At 54.9% G+C, this 16,087-nt stretch carries 18 protein-coding genes and 1 riboswitch; of the genes, 6 read left to right on the top strand and 12 right to left on the bottom strand.

The window, feature by feature from the left end; translation table 11 throughout:
• Window positions 1–41: 41 nt before the first annotated feature.
• Window positions 42–686, bottom strand: coding sequence for a TetR/AcrR family transcriptional regulator (locus LGT44_RS14265; protein ID WP_145470433.1), 645 nt, complete (start codon window positions 684–686; stop codon window positions 42–44).
• Window positions 687–952: 266 nt separating this feature from the next.
• Between LGT44_RS14265 and lexA the strand changes: the two genes are divergently transcribed.
• Window positions 953–1,552, top strand: a complete 600-nt coding sequence (gene lexA, locus LGT44_RS14260) for a transcriptional repressor LexA (protein ID WP_145470431.1) — start codon at window positions 953–955, stop codon at window positions 1,550–1,552.
• Window positions 1,553–1,584: 32 nt separating this feature from the next.
• Window positions 1,585–2,031: a cell division inhibitor SulA gene (locus LGT44_RS14255; RefSeq protein WP_145470429.1), complete on the top strand. Its 447-nt coding sequence runs from the start codon at window positions 1,585–1,587 to the stop codon at window positions 2,029–2,031.
• A gap of 109 nt (window positions 2,032–2,140) precedes the next feature.
• Here LGT44_RS14255 and LGT44_RS14250 read toward each other — a convergent pair whose 3' ends face one another.
• From LGT44_RS14250 to LGT44_RS14200, 11 genes are all read right to left on the bottom strand, one after another.
• Complete coding sequence (locus LGT44_RS14250; protein WP_145470427.1) at window positions 2,141–2,392, bottom strand: hypothetical protein; 252 nt, start codon at window positions 2,390–2,392, stop codon at window positions 2,141–2,143.
• 121 nt (window positions 2,393–2,513) lie between these two features.
• Entirely contained in the window at window positions 2,514–2,993 is a 480-nt protein-coding gene (locus LGT44_RS14245) for a DUF6586 family protein (RefSeq protein WP_230331421.1), read from the bottom strand.
• Between the two features lie 25 nt (window positions 2,994–3,018).
• Window positions 3,019–3,591 carry a YfaZ family outer membrane protein gene (locus tag LGT44_RS14240; RefSeq protein ID WP_145470423.1) on the bottom strand — a complete coding sequence of 191 codons (573 nt, stop codon included), beginning with the start codon at window positions 3,589–3,591 and terminating at the stop codon, window positions 3,019–3,021.
• A gap of 204 nt (window positions 3,592–3,795) precedes the next feature.
• A complete protein-coding gene (htpG, locus tag LGT44_RS14235) occupies window positions 3,796–5,697 on the bottom strand; it encodes a molecular chaperone HtpG (RefSeq protein WP_230331422.1) in 1,902 nt (633 codons plus the stop codon).
• A 40-nt stretch (window positions 5,698–5,737) separates the two neighbouring features.
• Window positions 5,738–7,360 carry a bifunctional hydroxymethylpyrimidine kinase/phosphomethylpyrimidine kinase gene (locus LGT44_RS14230; protein ID WP_230331423.1) on the bottom strand — a complete coding sequence of 541 codons (1,623 nt, stop codon included), beginning with the start codon at window positions 7,358–7,360 and terminating at the stop codon, window positions 5,738–5,740.
• Window positions 7,357–8,214, bottom strand: coding sequence for a thiazole synthase (locus tag LGT44_RS14225; protein ID WP_230331424.1), 858 nt, complete (start codon window positions 8,212–8,214; stop codon window positions 7,357–7,359). Before LGT44_RS14225 ends, LGT44_RS14230 begins: the two co-directional genes overlap by 4 nt.
• A 20-nt stretch (window positions 8,215–8,234) precedes the next feature.
• A complete protein-coding gene (thiS, locus tag LGT44_RS14220; protein WP_145470415.1) occupies window positions 8,235–8,468 on the bottom strand; it encodes a sulfur carrier protein ThiS in 234 nt (77 codons plus the stop codon).
• The gene (locus tag LGT44_RS14215) at window positions 8,459–9,601 is read right to left on the bottom strand and encodes an FAD-dependent oxidoreductase (RefSeq protein ID WP_230331425.1); all 1,143 of its coding nucleotides are present in this window, start codon (window positions 9,599–9,601) and stop codon (window positions 8,459–8,461) included. The genes thiS and LGT44_RS14215 overlap by 10 nt, the downstream gene beginning before the upstream one ends.
• Window positions 9,598–11,520 carry a phosphomethylpyrimidine synthase ThiC gene (gene thiC / locus LGT44_RS14210; protein ID WP_328296351.1) on the bottom strand — a complete coding sequence of 641 codons (1,923 nt, stop codon included), beginning with the start codon at window positions 11,518–11,520 and terminating at the stop codon, window positions 9,598–9,600. The genes LGT44_RS14215 and thiC overlap by 4 nt, the downstream gene beginning before the upstream one ends.
• A 155-nt stretch (window positions 11,521–11,675) precedes the next feature.
• Window positions 11,676–11,807: riboswitch (TPP riboswitch) on the bottom strand.
• A 125-nt stretch (window positions 11,808–11,932) separates the two neighbouring features.
• Window positions 11,933–12,367, bottom strand: coding sequence for a PaaI family thioesterase (locus LGT44_RS14205; protein WP_230331426.1), 435 nt, complete (start codon window positions 12,365–12,367; stop codon window positions 11,933–11,935).
• Window positions 12,364–12,858, bottom strand: coding sequence for a PaaI family thioesterase (locus LGT44_RS14200; RefSeq protein WP_225690682.1), 495 nt, complete (start codon window positions 12,856–12,858; stop codon window positions 12,364–12,366). Before LGT44_RS14200 ends, LGT44_RS14205 begins: the two co-directional genes overlap by 4 nt.
• A gap of 305 nt (window positions 12,859–13,163) precedes the next feature.
• Between LGT44_RS14200 and LGT44_RS14195 the strand changes: the two genes are divergently transcribed.
• From LGT44_RS14195 to LGT44_RS14180, 4 genes are all read left to right on the top strand, one after another.
• The gene (locus tag LGT44_RS14195) at window positions 13,164–13,967 is read left to right on the top strand and encodes an acyl-CoA thioesterase (protein WP_230331427.1); all 804 of its coding nucleotides are present in this window, start codon (window positions 13,164–13,166) and stop codon (window positions 13,965–13,967) included.
• Window positions 13,968–14,109: 142 nt separating this feature from the next.
• Window positions 14,110–14,484, top strand: coding sequence for a response regulator (locus LGT44_RS14190; protein WP_230331428.1), 375 nt, complete (start codon window positions 14,110–14,112; stop codon window positions 14,482–14,484).
• A gap of 1 nt (window position 14,485) precedes the next feature.
• Window positions 14,486–15,106 (top strand): histidine kinase, encoded by a 621-nt coding sequence (locus tag LGT44_RS14185; protein WP_186436011.1) that lies wholly within the window; start codon window positions 14,486–14,488, stop codon window positions 15,104–15,106.
• A gap of 3 nt (window positions 15,107–15,109) precedes the next feature.
• Window positions 15,110–16,078: a GGDEF domain-containing protein gene (locus LGT44_RS14180; RefSeq protein ID WP_225690684.1), complete on the top strand. Its 969-nt coding sequence runs from the start codon at window positions 15,110–15,112 to the stop codon at window positions 16,076–16,078.
• Window positions 16,079–16,087 lie beyond the last annotated feature (9 nt).

The raw sequence follows: 16,087 nt of genomic DNA, 5'->3' as shown, positions 1-16,087 counted from the left end.
GCCTGTTGGTAAAAAGCGAAAAACGGAAAGCCCGGCTCCGCTCAACCAGCCTGATGCGGAGCGTTAAGACCGGATGCGAGGAAAGGTATCAATTTATCAACAACCTGCGCAATATCCGACCCCTTGCCCAGATCGTGTTCCGCCATCGCCGTCAGTGAATCAGCCCCCGACAATGTAAACACCGTCGCCCCCAGCATAAAGTGGATACGCCAGAAACGGTCTTCATCGGAAAGTTCAGGAGTCGCAGCCGTCACCAGACGCATAAAGGCTTTAAACACCGGGCCATATTCTTTCTGCAGAAAACGGCGTAAATGCCCCTGCCCCTGGGTATAAGCCAGCCCCAGCAGACGCATAAAGATACCCAGACGGCGCGGGCTGTCATGTCCGGCACGCAGCGCCGTCTGCGACAGCAGCATTAAGATGCCCGGTAATTCCGGTACCTTGCCATCCAGACGTGCCTGTACGGCATCCAGCTCACGTTCCAGATCTTCACAGAATGGCGTCAGGAAACGGGCAAATACCGCCTGAATCAACGCCTTCTTAGAGCCAAAATGATAATTCACCGCCGCCAGATTCACTCCGGCCTTGGTGGTGATATTCCGCAATGAGGTCTCGGCAAAGCCACGCTCCGAAAACAACTCCTCTGCCGCATTCAGGATACTTTTTACCGTATCTTTCTGTGCCATAACCCTGCATCTGCCCTATCACGCTGTCGCGGCTTTATTGCCATCGCCGACAGTACAAAACAACTGTTTCAAACATACGTTTAAAACGAGATTTAGGCAACCCCATATACGGCCAAAGGCTAAAAGCCTCATTCCATTATCCGGGTCAGTACAACGGCGGTGAATACACCGCAATCCACAGACCTCTGATAACAGGGGTTTACACTGGATAAAATACTGTATACATTTACACCATACTGTATGGATCAACAGACTGGATAAGCATCATGATCAAGCTCACGGCACGACAACAGCAGGTTCTGGATTTCATCCGCTCCTCACTGGAAGAAACAGGGTTTCCGCCCACCCGCGCCGAAATCGCTGCCGAGCTGGGCTTTAAATCGCCTAACGCCGCAGAGGAACACTTGAAGGCGCTGGCACGTAAAGGTGCGATTGAAATTATGCCCGGTGCTTCCCGCGGCCTGCGCATTGTTGAAGAGCAGAACCCGGGTCTGCCGATCGTTGGCCGTGTAGCCGCCGGTGAGCCCATCCTGGCTCAGGAACACATCGCCGATTACTGCGAGATTCCACCCAGCTTCTTCCGCCCTTCTGCCGACTTCCTGCTGGAAGTTCATGGCGACAGCATGAAGAACATCGGTATTCTCGACGGCGACTACATTGCCGTGCACAAAGCTGAAACCGCCCGTAATGGCGAAATCATCGTTGCCCGCGTCGATAACGAAGTAACGGTCAAGCGCTACGAGAAGAAGCGTAATCAGGTGATTCTGCACCCGGAAAATGACGACTTTAAGCCCATTGAAGTTGATCTGCGGGAAACGGAATTTGCCGTTGAAGGTTTATACGTCGGCGTTGTACGCCGCAGCTAACAGCAACTGTTCACAGGTTCGGGGTGATTGTTATGCGTCAGTTATTACTCGGAATGGAAGAAGCCGGCTTATCTCTCAGCAGCCAGCAACCAGGCAGAATGACCAGAGTCAGCGCCAGTGCGCTGCGCGGCAGCCTGACCGAAGTCATCGTCAGCGAAGGTGGTGCGATTCAGCCCATGCATTTGCTGCCGATGCTGGCACAGTGCAATGCGCATAAGCGCTGGCTGATGTGGCTAAGTCCACACCGTCCGATGAATAAAAGCTGGCTGGAAAGCATGGGCCTGCAGCATTCGCCGGTGATTCATCTCGACCTGTGCAATGACACCCAGCTGGCCCTGTGCAGCAAAGTTCTCGCCGCCGGCAACAGCCATATGATTGTTGAATGGCAAGGCGAGCTGAGCAACCACGAACGGCAGATCATCCGCCAGCAGGCCGACCAGAGCGGCAGCCATGTGGTGCTGATTCAGCGCCGCCCCTGAGGCGCAGAAAACGACGAACACAAAAAAAGCCCTGATCTTGATCAGGGCTTTTTTATGTTTTCAGCACAGCTTCACACGTACAGACTGTAGCAATTCACTACAGCACAGCTCAGTGCAGTCGTTGCTGATACTCAGGGGTGTCGAAGTCTTCGCGCTCAACTTCCATACCGGAAAGCTCGCCGACTTTACGTACACCGGCTTCCAGCATTACCCGCGCAACATCCATATGATGCGCCTGCAGGCTGGCCTTGGCATCTTCGGAAAAATGAATACACACCAGTGCATCGCTGTCCTGATCGTCGGCACGACGCAGGGCGATATCACCATTGGAAAGTTCTACGATTTCAAAAAAGCGCGCCATAACCGCCTCTCAAAACTGGGCGCGGGAGTGTATCACAGGATGTTTTCAATAGCTTGAACGACACACAGAACCGTTAGTAATAAAAAGTAAACGGTTCTGCATAAATATGCTCAGCGAGGAGTCAGCTTTCCTGACGGTTGGCGCGCTGATCTTCAATCAGGCGGGTCAGATCCTGCAGCCAACCGGCAACCGGTGAGTGCGGGGCGGCAACCAACGCAATCCGGCCCTGGGCCTCAACCGTCTGTACGGCCGCTGCTGGCTGATTCATTCCGGACGGACGTCCCTGAGCATCTGCCGCTGCCAGCATCTGTGCCAGCCAGGAAAATCCATTCTCCGCCAGATGCTGCAGCTCGCGCATTTCGCCGGTGGTCAGCGGCGCATTCTGCAGCAGTGATTCCAGAGAGCGGACAGGCTGACGATAAGCAACCATATCACCCAGTTCGGCCAGGTAAGACAGCCAGGCATCGCGCAGCTGATACAGCGCACTCTCTTCCAGCGCCTGCTTCAAGGCTGGAGCAGCCGACTGCTGAGCAGCCAGCTGTTCCAGCAACAACCGGCACTGATAGAGTTTCTGATTGGTGAAGCCAATCCACTGCGACATAGCCTGCTCCGGCGGAAAATTGAGATTAAAAGTCGATGGTCAGACCGAAGTGAGCACCATCGCCCAGTTTGTAACGGTCATTAATATCTTCAATACGGATGCTGTTGTAACGATAGCCGCCATAGATTCGTGCCGTAGGCAGCAGACTGAACTGCAGACGGATATCGCTGTTGATCATGTTTTCGGCATCACCGAATGATACAACCGGCGGCGCGTAATAGGCATAACCCGCCAGACCGACATCCGGAGCTGCCGGGAAGCTGTAGCGGAAAAAGCCACCAACACCCATAGCCGCGCCATCAAAATCGTCGGTGGTAAAGGCAATCACTTTCGCGCCCACACCGATATACAGGTGACTGGTCGATGGGCGCACATCCACTACGTGCAATCCCGCAGAAACCATATCACCGTCATCTTCATGATGCAGCGCAGCCAGATTAATGTGCAGCCCGGAACCCATCTGGGTGGCATCGTAAGCAACACGGGCGACATCATCGGCCAGACTGATATCCAGTGAACCACCTGCCTGTACCAGAGTCGGTAAAACCAGTGCACCGGCCGTCAGAATTCCCTGAGCGGTCATACGCAACATTTTCATAGTATTCCCCAATAATCAGATCACAGTACCGGCTGCTGCGCGGATAACCCGTCACTGTTCTCCCACTAATGGAGGCAACAGACAGCAGCTGATTTTTATTTGCCGGCATAATAGCAGTGCGGCGGCAGTGGTTAAACCACGGCCGCCGCAAGCAAGGCCTGTTTGATTAATATCAACAGGCCCTTAGACCAGTAAACGCTGTAATTAACGCATTAAATCGAGCAACAGTTTGTTCAGGCGCGCGACATATTCCGCCGGCTGCTTTAACTGGCTGCCTTCCGCCAGTTGTGCCTGGGCATGAATCACCTGCGCCAATTCGGCGAAACGGCTTTCATCCTGCTCACTGTCGAGACGTTCGATCAGCGGATGCGACGGATTAATTTCCAGGGCCGTTTCAGGCTCCGGAACCGCCTGCCCCGCTGCTTCCATCAGCCGGCGCATATGACCACCCATATCGTACTGGCCAACCACCAGACAAGCCGGAGAATCAGTCAGACGCGAGCTGACACGGACGGCTTTCACTTCACCTTCGAGGGCTTTCTGCACGCGCTCAACCAGATCTTTATGGGTTTCTTCCAGCGCTTTTTGCTGCTCTTTTTCCGCAGCATCCGCCAGTTCATCCAGATCCAGTTCGCCTTTGGTTACATCCTGGAAGACCTTGCCGTCGAAATCGGTCAGGTGACCAACCATCCACTCGTCAACACGGTCGGTGAGCAGCAGCACTTCAACACCCTTAGTACGGAAATATTCCAGATGCGGGCTACTGGACACCGCGGCATAGTTGTCGCCGGTGATGTAGTAAATCTTTTTCTGACCTTCACGCATGCGCGCAATGTAATCTTCCAGACCGACATTCTGTACGGAACTGTCACTCTTGGTGGTGGCAAAGCGGAACAGCTTGGCAATTTTCTCACGGTTAGCGAAATCTTCTGCCGGGCCCTCTTTCAGCACATCACCGAATTCATCCCAGAAGCTCTGGTACTTTTCCGGCTCATTTTTCGCCAGTTTTTCCAGTGAATCGAGTACCCGTTTAACCAGCGCACTGCGCAGGCTGTCGACCTGTTTGTCTTTCTGCAGAATTTCGCGGGAAACGTTCAGCGACAGGTCGTTGGAATCCAGCACACCTTTCACAAAGCGCAGGTACAGCGGCAGGAACTGCTCAGCGTCATCCATAATAAAGACACGCTGCACGTACAGTTTCAGACCACGGGTCGCTTCGCGGTTCCAGATATCGAACGGCGCCTTGGCCGGAATATACAGCAGACTGGTGTAATCCAGTTTGCCTTCCACACGGTTGTGCAACCACAGCAGCGGGTCGTTCCAATCATGGGAAACGTGCTTGTAAAACTCTTTATATTCGTCATCGCTCAGATCGGACTTACTGCGGGTCCACAGCGCCTTGGCCTGGTTAACCGCTTCCGGAATCTGTTTATTCTCGCCGTCAGCGTCATCTTCACTGACTTCCTGCGGCAGATACACAGGCACCGCGATATGATCTGAATATTTTTTAATCAGCGAACGCAGGCGGAAGCTGTCGGCAAATTCTGCATCGTCTTCTTTCAGGTGCAGGGTAATGCGGGTGCCGCGTTCCGCTTTGTCGATGCTTTCCAGGGTAAATTCACCCTCACCGGCCGATTCCCAGCACACGCCTTCAGACGCATCATCACCGGCACGACGGGTTTCAACCGTGACTTTATCGGCGACAATAAAGGCCGAATAAAAGCCAACACCAAACTGGCCAATCAGTTGCGAATCTTTTTTCTGATCGCCGCTCAGTTTGCTGAGGAATTCGGCCGTACCGGATTTAGCGATGGTGCCGAGGTGATTAATCACCTCTTCACGGTTCATACCAATACCATTGTCTTCAATGGTCAGGGTACGGGCTTCGCTGTCAAAATCGATATGTACGCCCAGATCTGCATTACCTTCAAACAGAGCATCGTTCTGCAGGGCTTCAAAACGCAGCTTGTCGCAGGCGTCTGAAGCGTTGGAAATCAACTCACGCAGAAAAATCTCTTTGTTGGAATACAAAGAGTGAATCATCAGATGCAGCAGTTGTTTAACTTCGGTTTTAAAACCCAAGGTTTCTTTGCTGGCTGCGGTCATGTTCGTCTCCTTTACAACGCGCCATAAAAAACAGTGTTGTTTAAATGGGGACGTCGCAACGCTTTTCAAGCGCCGGAATACACTTACGCAAATCGGCCAGCCGCTGCGGCAGCGCTTCATCGTCGGCAAGCTCAGTTACAATGGCGACCGAATCAATGCCACTGGCCATGACCTGAGCAATATTCGCTGTTGTAATCCCGCCGATACAGGTCAGCCGATGATCGGTAAAACGTTCAACCCACAGGGCTAACGTTTCCGTGCCCAAAGGCTGGTAACGCAACACTTTCGACAGCGGCGTAAACACCGGGCCAAAGGCGATATAAGACGGATTCACCCCGCGCGCACGGGCAATCTCCCAGTCACTGTGGGTGCTGATGCCCAGCGCGATACCCGCTTCCGCCAGCGCCTGCAGATCCGCCGTGAGCAGATCTTCCTGCCCCAGATGCACACCAAAGGCCCCCAGCTCCAGCGCCAGCTGCCAGTCATCGTTGATAAACAAAGGTACTCCGGATTCTGCAGCATAATGAATTGCCTCAGCGGTCTGAGCTTTATGCTCTGCCCCCGGCGATTTAACCCGCCATTGCAGGCTGTCGATACCCAGCGCCAGCAGACGCTTAAGATGCGGCAGATTATCCACCAGCCCATAAAGCCCCAGAGGCTGCGGCAAGCGCGGAAAATGCACAGCTGATGCCCGCTGTTGCACAGGAACCACCTGCGGCCAGTCTTCGGCCAGCGACTCATTCAGCGGGCGCGCCCAGGCATTGTGGTAACCATTGACGCGCTCACTGGCTGAACGGATCGCCAGGCGTACCGCCGCCACCGCTCTGCTCAGGGCATCGTAAAGCGTATAGCCCTGCGCCAGACCGCAGGCAATGGCACTGGCCAGATGACAGCCGGTGCCGTGTACCTTGAGCGGTAAGCGCCGGTGGCGGAAAACAAACGCCCGCAATAAATCCGGGCCCGGCAGCTGATCACCGAAAGCATCTGCAGAAGCATTCAGAGGAGCCGCAAAGAACGCATCCTGAATCCATTCGTCAGATTCAGCACTGCCAGCCCGAGCGCTGTCGCCGCCGGTAATCAGCAGATGATTAACGCCCAGTGCCTGCAGTGCGGCGGAGATGTCTGCGCAATGGCCTGGCTCGTAATCGCTTGGCTCGTAATCGTTTTGTACAGCGCCGCCATCATCCTGCGGCTGTAATAACGTCAGCAGCGCCTGTGCTTCTGTCAGGTTAGGCGTCAGTACATCAACCCGCTGCAGCAGGGCCTGCAATGCCTCTTTCGGCCAGTTGGCCTGGGGGAAACCACCCTGTGAGGCCGACAACACCGGGTCCCAGATGACGTGCCCGGGATATTCCTGCAGTTTTTCCAGTAACCAGGGCAGCAGCAGATTGCCCGGTGGCAGCCAGCCGATTTTAATTGCCTGCGGCCAACCATCGGTTTTCAGGCTCTGCCATTGCTGCTCCAGCATTGCCCGCGACAACACCTCAACGGCCTGCACGCCCTGACTGTTCTGCGCGGTTATGGCACAGATCAGCGTGGCACAATCGGTATCCAGCGCCCGCGCCATGGTTAAATCCGCCTGACTGCCGGCACCGGCACTGCAGTCGGAGGCGGCAATGCTCCAGATTTTTGCCCGGCTCACCGGGCCTGAACAGAGACTCATACTCCGCCTCCGGTCTGATGCCAGAACGGCAGCCCCAGCGTCGGTGTGGAAGGCGATGCCTGATCACGCTCGCACATCAGGCCAGCGCGATAGGCAGCCCGGCCGCCATCCACCGCCTGCTTAAACGCCGCTGCCATCGCCGCCGGATCATGCGCACGCGCCACCGCCGTGTTGAGCAGTACCGCATCAAAGCCCATTTCCAGCGCCGCCATCGCCTGAGAAGGTTTGCCCAGTCCAGCATCCACCACCAATACCGCCTGTGGCAGACGTTCGCGCAGGGTTTTCAGCTGATACGGATTCATCAGTCCTTTGCCGGTGCCAATAGGTGCACCCCAGGGCATCACCGCCGCACAGCCCAGTTCCAGCAGGGTCTGACACAGCACCAGATCGTCGGTGCAGTACGGCAGCACCTTAAACCCCTGCGCCACCAGCTCGCGCGCCGCTTCCACCAGCTGCAGCGGATGCGGCTGCAGGCTGTAGTCGTCACCGATAACTTCGAGCTTGATCCAGTCGGTGGCAAACAGCTCGCGCGCCATCTGCGCCAGCAGAATCGCTTCACGGGCACTGTGACAACCGGCTGTATTGGGCAGCAGCTTTGCCCCGGTACTGGCCAGTTGCTGATGCAGCAGATGCCAGTGACCATGTTCACTCACCTGCTCCTGTACCTGAGCAGCACTCTGCCGGCGCAGCGAGACGGTGACAAATCCGGGGGTTGCCGCGGCAATGGCATCCCCCATCACCTGTGGTGACGGGTACAGGGAGGAGCCCAGCCACAAACGGCTGCCGATGGTTTCACCGGCAATCTGCAGCACGTCGGCACCAGCGTCAGGTGCAACATTATTTTCTGTATTCATATCCTTCTCCAGAACCCTGCTCAGCCACCGGTAATGGCACCGAGAATATCGATGCAGTCATCTTCGTTAAGGTATGTACCCGCATAGAGCGCTGCACTGACGATCTGCTGGTTCACGGCAACAATAAAATTGCCACTCACAGCCGCATCCTCCGGCCGTATTTGCAGATAGCCAAGCTGTTGCAGCAATTGCTGCAGGCTAAGCCCTGTGCTGACCTGCAGATCACAAGAATCGCCATTAATAATCAGGCGCATGCTTCACCTCCGAAGGCGATGGCTTGCGAGGGGATAGACTTTGAAGGGGCGGACTGCCCGGTTGGCGCAGGCTCCAGTCCAAGAGCTAAGCCATGCTGTTGTTGCAGGCGCTGCAGCAGCGCTGGCGCCAGCAGATAACCGTGACGGAACAGGCCGTTAATGCTGAGCACCCCATCATCCTGAGCAAGGATCTGCGGACGATGATCGGCCAGTGCCGGGCGTAAATTGACGTCGAAGTTCAGAATCCGCGCTTCGGCCAGCGCCGGACTAAGGCAATACAACGCACTGAGCATTTCCAGCGCGGAGCGCACACTGACCGGCGAGCGGTCTTCGCTTTCGATTTCGGTAGCACCCAGCACATAACGATGGCGCCCTTTCGGCACCAGATAGAGGTGATAACGCGGATGCAGCAACCGTATCGGCCGCGAAATCTGCACCTCCTGGCTTTCAATCCACAACACCTCACCGCGTACGCCACGCAGCTGTGGCAAGGCGGGTTTGGCGCCCAGTCCGCGACAATCGAGCTTAATATCGGCGTAAGGCGGGAAATCGTTCAGCGCTGTTGAAAAATAAAAGCGCGTGCCAAAGCTGCGGGCGGCCTGATGCAGGGCCGGTAATAACGCACGGTTATCGACCCAGGCTTCGTGGCGCAGCCAGAAACCTTCAGCAAGTTGCGGATTCAGCGCTGGCTCAAGGTCCTGCAACCGCGCCTGATTCAAACGCTGAATGGCAGCTTCGTTTTCACACCCGTCATCGGCCGGATTCCATAAACCGCCCTGACGCAGATCCTGAGCAAACTGCGCAAGCTCGGCCTGATCCGCCGGATGGGCCACCACCAGACTGCCGCTCTGGCCATAATGCACGGCAATGCCACTGTCGGCGTGCAGCTCCGGTAATAACTGCGGCCACAGTTGTAACGACTGCAGGCCCAGCGCAAAGACATCCGGATGCGCCAGTGAGCGCTCGCTGTAAGGCGCGACCATTGCCGCGGCGGTGTGCGCCGCACTGGCGGGCTGATCTTCGGCGGCGGCTTCGTACACCTCCACCTGAAAGCCCTGACGGGCCAGACGCCACGCCAGCAAGCTGCCCATCAGGCCCGCGCCGGCAATACAAACCCGACGCTGCTCACTCATGCTTCGGCCTCCTGATACAGCGCACTGCCGCTGGCGCGGAATTCTGCGGCTTTTTCAGCCATGCCCTGCTGCGCTTCTTCGCTCTGCAGCACGCCTTCGCTTTGCTGTGCATCTTCCGCCTCCTGGGCCGAAGCAAAATCGCGCACTTCCTGCGAGATTTTCATCGAGCAGAATTTTGGCCCGCACATAGAACAGAAATGTGCCAGCTTATGGCCTTCTTTCGGCAGGGTTTCGTCGTGGTAACTGCGCGCCGTATCAGGATCAAGGGCAAGGTTGAACTGATCCTGCCAGCGGAATTCAAAACGCGCCTTCGACATCGCATCATCGTGCAGCTGTGCGCCCGGATGGCCCTTGGCTAAGTCAGCGGCATGAGCAGCAATTTTGTAGGTAATTAAGCCCTGTTTAACATCATCTTTATTGGGCAGGCCCAGATGCTCTTTCGGCGTGACGTAGCACAGCATGGCGCAGCCATACCAGCCAATTAACGCCGCGCCGATGCCAGAGGTTATATGGTCGTAGCCCGGCGCAATATCGGTGGTCAGCGGTCCTAAGGTATAAAACGGCGCTTCGTCACAATGTTCGAGCTGCATCTCCATATTTTCTTTAATTAAATGCATTGGCACATGGCCCGGACCTTCAATAAAGGTCTGCACATCGTGCTTCCAGGCGATTTTGGTTAATTCACCCAGGGTTTTTAATTCGGCAAACTGCGCTTCGTCATTGGCATCGGCAATGGAGCCGGGGCGCAGACCATCGCCGAGGGAGAAGCAGACATCGTAGGCTTTCATAATGTCGCAGATGTCTTCGAAATGGGTGTACAGGAAACTCTCTTTATGATGCGCCAGACACCATTTCGCCATGATCGAACCACCACGGCTGACAATGCCCGTCACCCGTTTGGCGGTCAGCGGCACATGCGCCAGACGCACACCGGCGTGAATGGTGAAATAATCCACGCCCTGCTCGGCCTGCTCAATTAAGGTATCGCGGAATAATTCCCAGGTCAGGTCTTCGGCCACGCCGTTGCATTTTTCCAGCGCCTGATACAAAGGCACGGTACCAATAGGCACCGGTGAATTACGGATAATCCATTCGCGGGTTTCGTGAATATGATCGCCGGTGGATAAATCCATCACGGTATCGGCGCCCCAGCGGGTGGCCCACACCATTTTTTCCACTTCCTCCTCAATAGAAGACGTCACCGCCGAATTACCGATATTGGCATTGACCTTGGTGCGGAAATTACGGCCGATAATCATCGGCTCGGTTTCCGGGTGGTTAATATTATTGGGAATCACAGCCCGCCCGCGGGCAATTTCTGAACGGACAAATTCCGGGGTAATTTCCGCCGGAATCGACGCGCCGAAACTCATGCCCGGATGCTGGCTTTTTTGTGCCTCATCCAGCTGCGCCCGGCTTAATGCCAGATTTTCGCGGATGGCCACATATTCCATTTCCGGGGTGATAATGCCCTGTCGCGCATAATGCAGCTGGGTGACATTTTTGCCCGCTAATGCCCGGCGCGGACGACGCTTAAGTTCAAAACGCAGTTTTTCCAGCGTCAGGTTCATATCGCGGATACGCGCATATTCGGAGCTGAAACCGGCAAGCTCCTCAGTATCGGCCCGTTCATTAATCCAGTTCTGACGCAGCGGTTGCAGGCCTTTGCGCACATCAATACTGACTGCAGGGTCGGTATAAGGGCCGGAGGTGTCATACACCCGCACCGGCGCGTTGGCTTCGGTTTTACCGTTAGCCAGCTGTGTATCGGACAGCGCAATTTCGCGCAGTGCAACCTTTAAATCGGCACGGCTGCCTTGCACATAGAATTTGCTGGACGCCGGAAATGGCTGCAGAGAGAGTTCGTCAACACGCATCTGTTCGCTTAACGATGTATGCGCTGAATTGTTTTTGCCCATGCTCAATACCTTTTTAGCCGTCGCAGACGACGGAAGAAAAATAACGGCAGGCAGCGAAGAAAAGAAAAAGATGATCACAGGCAGCAGCAAAATACTGACAACCCGCACCGTAAACGGTGACTGACCGGGGTTTAAGAAATCGGCGACAGCCGCGAAAAACCCGCTTTTCTGTTCCCTACGCTGGCACTAACCAGATCAGGTTCAACGGGATCCGCAAACACATTGCGATCTCAACCTCTTTGATGTTTCAACACGCTGAACATCCTGAGGCACCCCGACAGAATCGGCACAGAGTGTACGGCAGAGAAGACTACGCGGACAAGACACCCGGCGGGTTATTTATGCAAAACATCCGCGCCGGGCAGGCATCAACGGCGGTCAGAAAAGCCGCCGTAAGAGAAACAGCCGGACATTAACGCGCCAGCAGAAAATGCGCGCGGGCCGTGGCGATCGGGCTGGTACGCTCAGTCTGCCAGGCGGTAATGGCGACGTTGGCGACGCGCGAACCCTGACGCCAGACCTGACATTCAGCAAAGGTATCCTGATGACGTCCGGCACGCAGATAATCGAGGGAGAAATCGATCATTTTCGGTAAGGCGGCGGTATCCATAGTCATCATCAGATGCAGTGACGCCGCCAGCTCCATAAAGCCGCCGATTACGCCGCCATGAATGGCCGGTAAAATCGGATTGCCGATATTGTCTTCGTTGGCCGGCAGATGAAACAGCACATCCTGACCAAAACGCTGAAATTTCAGACCAATTAAATTGGCATAGGGAATACCATCCACCAGCGGCTGGAAATCACCACTCTGCTGCGCCTGTTGCAGCACGGTTTCAAAACTCATTGTGCAGCTCCTGCAGCCGTTACATCATCGCCCTGCTCGATACGGGCACGGAATTCCGGTGGGGTCATATTTTCGCCGATACGCATAAAGGTAGCGGCGCACTTGGCCACCAGATCGCGTTCCTCACCCTGAAATACTTCGCACTCGGTAAACACCACTGAGCTGGCCACGCGCGTTACCCGTGCTTCGGCAAACAGATCGCGGTTTGGTGTTGCCGCTTTCATATAATCCATACGCAGATCCAGCGTTGGGCACAGCTCAAAGCCCGGCAGTGAGGAAAACACCGCCGTACCACAGGCGGTATCCATCAGCGTGGTCAGGCTGCCGCCATGCACAGTGCCGGTGACCGGGTTGCCTACAATCTGTTCGCTGTATGGCAGGCGCATAACCAGTACATTGTCCTGCGCGCTTTCAACCGTCAGCCCCAAAACCTGACAGTGACGCAGGGTGGCAACGAAACGCTCGGCCCGTGTTTTAACCGATAAGCTCATAAGATCTCCGCTGAGGGTGATTGTGACAGCCAGACAGGCACAGCACGACTGTGTGAATTCTATCAGGAAATGGCCTGACAGGCGCAAAGGGCGCCCGTTATACCGGAAAGCTGAATTTTGGCAATGATCGCTTCGCCCGGTGTCGTTAACAGAATTGCTCACAACAAACATAGGAACTGAACGTTTTTCTCACCACCCTATAAGACAAACAAGCACCCTGTGCTATGGTTTGACGCCTGAGAAATATCCCCGATACACACCCGGATCAGCCCTTAAAAGGGATCTGCCCCCTAAAGAGAAATGCTATGAATTTTGACGATTACCTGCAGCAGGTTAATCAGCAGGATAAGCTGGAAATCCACCCCAGCTGGGGTCAGGGCCGCACCACCTTTGGCGGCCTGTCAGCGGCATTAATCCTGCACCGCATAGAACAGGGTCTGGATGACGGCCAGGTGCTGCGTTCACTGAATGTCAGTTTTTGCGGCCCGCTTAATACCGCTGAACCTTTCACCCTCAGCAGCCAAAGCATCCGCGTTGGTAAATCCGTTGCTCACTATCAGGGCCAGACCGTGCAGCAGGATCAGGTTACTACGCTGGTTAATGCCTGTTTCGGCCGTGAGCGGGAATCGGATATCGAGGTTAAGCTGCCACCTGTCAGCTGTGGCACGCCGGGATCAGGTCAGGCCATGCCCTTTATCAAAGGTATAACTCCGGAGTTTACCCAGCATATTAATTTCACCTATGTGGAAGGCGGCCTGCCCTTCACCAACAGCAAACACAATGTTATCCGTGGCTGGATGCGCTTTAACGATGGCGAACGCGCGCTGAGCAATGCCCATCTGGTCGCCCTGATCGATGCCTGGCCGCCAACGCTGCTGCAAAAACTGAAAAGCCCCGCTCCCTGTGCCAGCGTGACCTGGAGCATCGAGATGGTGACGCCGTTAAGCCAGCTGCCACAGTTACCGGGCGGCAGCGACTGGCTCTGGTACGAGGCGGATATCCGCCAGGCTCACGATGGTTATGGCCATACTGAGGCCCGGATTTACACTGCCGATGGTGTATTGCTGGCACTCAGCCGTCAGCTGGTGGTGGTTTACGATAAACGCTGAGGCCGTTCTTACTGTAGCCTGATACCTTCGTCTGACTATCAGGCTGCAACAGCAGTTTCTTCCCTCTATTCCTTCCGATTAGTTGCTCAATAAGCAGCGGGCAACTATTACTTAGTCATCAATTTCTCTGCCGATGACAGCTATGGCTACCAACGTTCTGATCTGCGATGACTCAAGTTTTGCCCGTAAACAAATGGCACGGGCGATCCCCAAAGAATGGGAAGTGGACATTCATTTTGCCGGTGATGGCGTGGAAGGCGTACAGGCCATCCGCGAAGGAAAAGGCGAAGTGGTTTTTCTCGACCTGACCATGCCCAATATGGATGGCTACGGCGTACTGGAAACCATCCGCAAAGAAGATCTGCCTGCCATGGTGATTGTTGTGTCCGGCGATATTCAGCCCGATGCTCAGGACAGAGTCAGAAAACTCGGTGCAATGGCTTTTATCAAAAAGCCGATTGATGCCGATAAAGCCCGCGAAGTGCTGACCGAATACGGCATTCTGACAGGGGCCTGATATGAGCGTCACATCTACCGCAGTATCTCTGAACGAAGACCAGCGCGACTGTTATCAGGAGCTGACTAACGTCGCCATGGGCCAGGCCGCCGACCGTCTGGCACGACTGCTGGATGTCTATGTGGTGCTGCCGATACCCAAAGTAAACCTGATTGAATCCAGCGATCTGCACATGGCAATTCAGGATGCCGAAACCGATTCGGCTATGTCGGCGGTATGCCAGGGGTTTATTGGTTCAGGTATTGCCGGTGAAGCGCTGCTGTTGTTTAACGACACCAGCTTCTCAGATCTGGCCGCACTGATGAATTATGGTGGCGAACTCGACCGCTACGGCGAGCTGGAATTATTAATGGACGTCAGTTCGCTGTTAATCGGCGCCTGTATTCAGGGTATTGGTGAGCAACTGGAAATTCACTTTAATCAGGGCCACCCGGTGGTGCTTGGCCAGCATTGTAAAGTCGATGACATTTTAAAAAGTGGCAATCATCAGTGGACCAAAACCCTGGCGATTGAAATTCACTACACCATCGAGCATGTGAATATCGATTGCGACCTGCTGTTGCTGTTTACCGAAGACTCGGTCGCGAAACTGAACAACAAAATTAATTATCTGCTGGATTAACGTATGACGGATTCAAACATTGAATTTGGTGACATCCACTGGCTGATGGATATTCTGCAGAATATCGACGTCGGTCTGGTGGTACTCGACCGCCAGTACAATATCCAGCTGTGGAATGGCTTTATGGAAAGCCACAGTGGCTTAAGCCCGCAAAAAGCCAAGGGCGAAAACCTGTTCGAGCTGTTCAACGAAATTCCCAAAGACTGGTTCATGAAAAAAGCGGAGCCGGTTTATCAGCTGAAAACCCGCACCTTTACCATCTGGGAGCAGCGTCCGTATTTATTCCGCTTTAAAAATTACCGCCCCATTACCGGCCGCGCGTCGGTGATGTATCAGAACACCAGCATTATTCCGCTGGAGTCGATTAACCGCAGCGTTGATCATATCTGCGTGATTATTTATGACGTGACCGACATTGCCGTCAGCCGCGAAGACGTACAGTCTGCTCACCAGACCCTGAATGAACTGAACCGCACAGACCAACTGACCGAGCTGTCCAGTCGCGGTTACTGGCTGAAAGATATTGAGCGTGAATTTCTGCGCTGCCAGCGTTCGGTATTACCAAGCACCCTGGTCATGTTTGATCTGGACGATTTCCGTACCATTAATGGCCGCTATGGTCACCAGGCCGGTGACGAGGTACTGCGCTCGGTATCGGAGGGCATACGTCAGACACTGCGTCAGACCGATCACGTCTGCCGTTTCGGCGGTGAAGTATTCGCTGCTCTGCTGGTCGATACCGATGAAGAAGAGGCCGTGGTCTTTGCCGAGCGTATCCGCAAAATGATCGAACGCATGGAAGTCAGGCATGATCAGCAAAGTATCCATGCCACCGCAAGCCTGGGTATTGCCCGTTATCAGAAAGGCTTCGCCAGTGCTCAGGACTGGCTGCAGGCCGCCGACAAAGCCCTGTATCACGCCAAAGAAAGTGGTCGTAACAAAACCACGGTCTATCAGCCCAAAGCACACTAAGCCGGCAGC

It is taken from the genome of Thalassolituus alkanivorans, assembly GCF_020447205.1.
Taxonomy (GTDB): Bacteria; Pseudomonadota; Gammaproteobacteria; order Pseudomonadales; family Oceanobacteraceae; genus Venatoribacter; species Venatoribacter alkanivorans.
The sequence above is the reverse complement of the archived record's forward strand: the minus strand, read 5'-3'. Positions and strand labels throughout refer to the sequence as shown.

Bases quoted from the DNA above. Each gene is read 5' to 3' on its own strand.
- LGT44_RS14255 (WP_145470429.1), top strand. From the start codon at position 1,585: ATGCGTCAGTTATTACTCGGAATGGAAGAAGCCGGCTTATCTCTCAGC.
- LGT44_RS14245 (WP_230331421.1), bottom strand. From the start codon at position 2,993: ATGTCGCAGTGGATTGGCTTCACCAATCAGAAACTCTATCAGTGCCGG.
- LGT44_RS14195 (WP_230331427.1), top strand. From the start codon at position 13,164: ATGAATTTTGACGATTACCTGCAGCAGGTTAATCAGCAGGATAAGCTG.
- LGT44_RS14190 (WP_230331428.1), top strand. From the start codon at position 14,110: ATGGCTACCAACGTTCTGATCTGCGATGACTCAAGTTTTGCCCGTAAA.
- LGT44_RS14205 (WP_230331426.1), bottom strand. From the start codon at position 12,367: ATGAGTTTTGAAACCGTGCTGCAACAGGCGCAGCAGAGTGGTGATTTC.
- LGT44_RS14225 (WP_230331424.1), bottom strand. From the start codon at position 8,214: ATGAATACAGAAAATAATGTTGCACCTGACGCTGGTGCCGACGTGCTG.
- lexA (WP_145470431.1), top strand. From the start codon at position 953: ATGATCAAGCTCACGGCACGACAACAGCAGGTTCTGGATTTCATCCGC.
- LGT44_RS14265 (WP_145470433.1), bottom strand. From the start codon at position 686: ATGGCACAGAAAGATACGGTAAAAAGTATCCTGAATGCGGCAGAGGAG.
- LGT44_RS14250 (WP_145470427.1), bottom strand. From the start codon at position 2,392: ATGGCGCGCTTTTTTGAAATCGTAGAACTTTCCAATGGTGATATCGCC.
- LGT44_RS14185 (WP_186436011.1), top strand. From the start codon at position 14,486: ATGAGCGTCACATCTACCGCAGTATCTCTGAACGAAGACCAGCGCGAC.
- htpG (WP_230331422.1), bottom strand. From the start codon at position 5,697: ATGACCGCAGCCAGCAAAGAAACCTTGGGTTTTAAAACCGAAGTTAAA.
- thiC (WP_328296351.1), bottom strand. From the start codon at position 11,520: ATGGGCAAAAACAATTCAGCGCATACATCGTTAAGCGAACAGATGCGT.
- LGT44_RS14215 (WP_230331425.1), bottom strand. From the start codon at position 9,601: ATGAGTGAGCAGCGTCGGGTTTGTATTGCCGGCGCGGGCCTGATGGGC.
- LGT44_RS14240 (WP_145470423.1), bottom strand. From the start codon at position 3,591: ATGAAAATGTTGCGTATGACCGCTCAGGGAATTCTGACGGCCGGTGCA.
- thiS (WP_145470415.1), bottom strand. From the start codon at position 8,468: ATGCGCCTGATTATTAATGGCGATTCTTGTGATCTGCAGGTCAGCACA.
- LGT44_RS14230 (WP_230331423.1), bottom strand. From the start codon at position 7,360: ATGAGTCTCTGTTCAGGCCCGGTGAGCCGGGCAAAAATCTGGAGCATT.
- LGT44_RS14180 (WP_225690684.1), top strand. From the start codon at position 15,110: ATGACGGATTCAAACATTGAATTTGGTGACATCCACTGGCTGATGGAT.
- LGT44_RS14200 (WP_225690682.1), bottom strand. From the start codon at position 12,858: ATGAGCTTATCGGTTAAAACACGGGCCGAGCGTTTCGTTGCCACCCTG.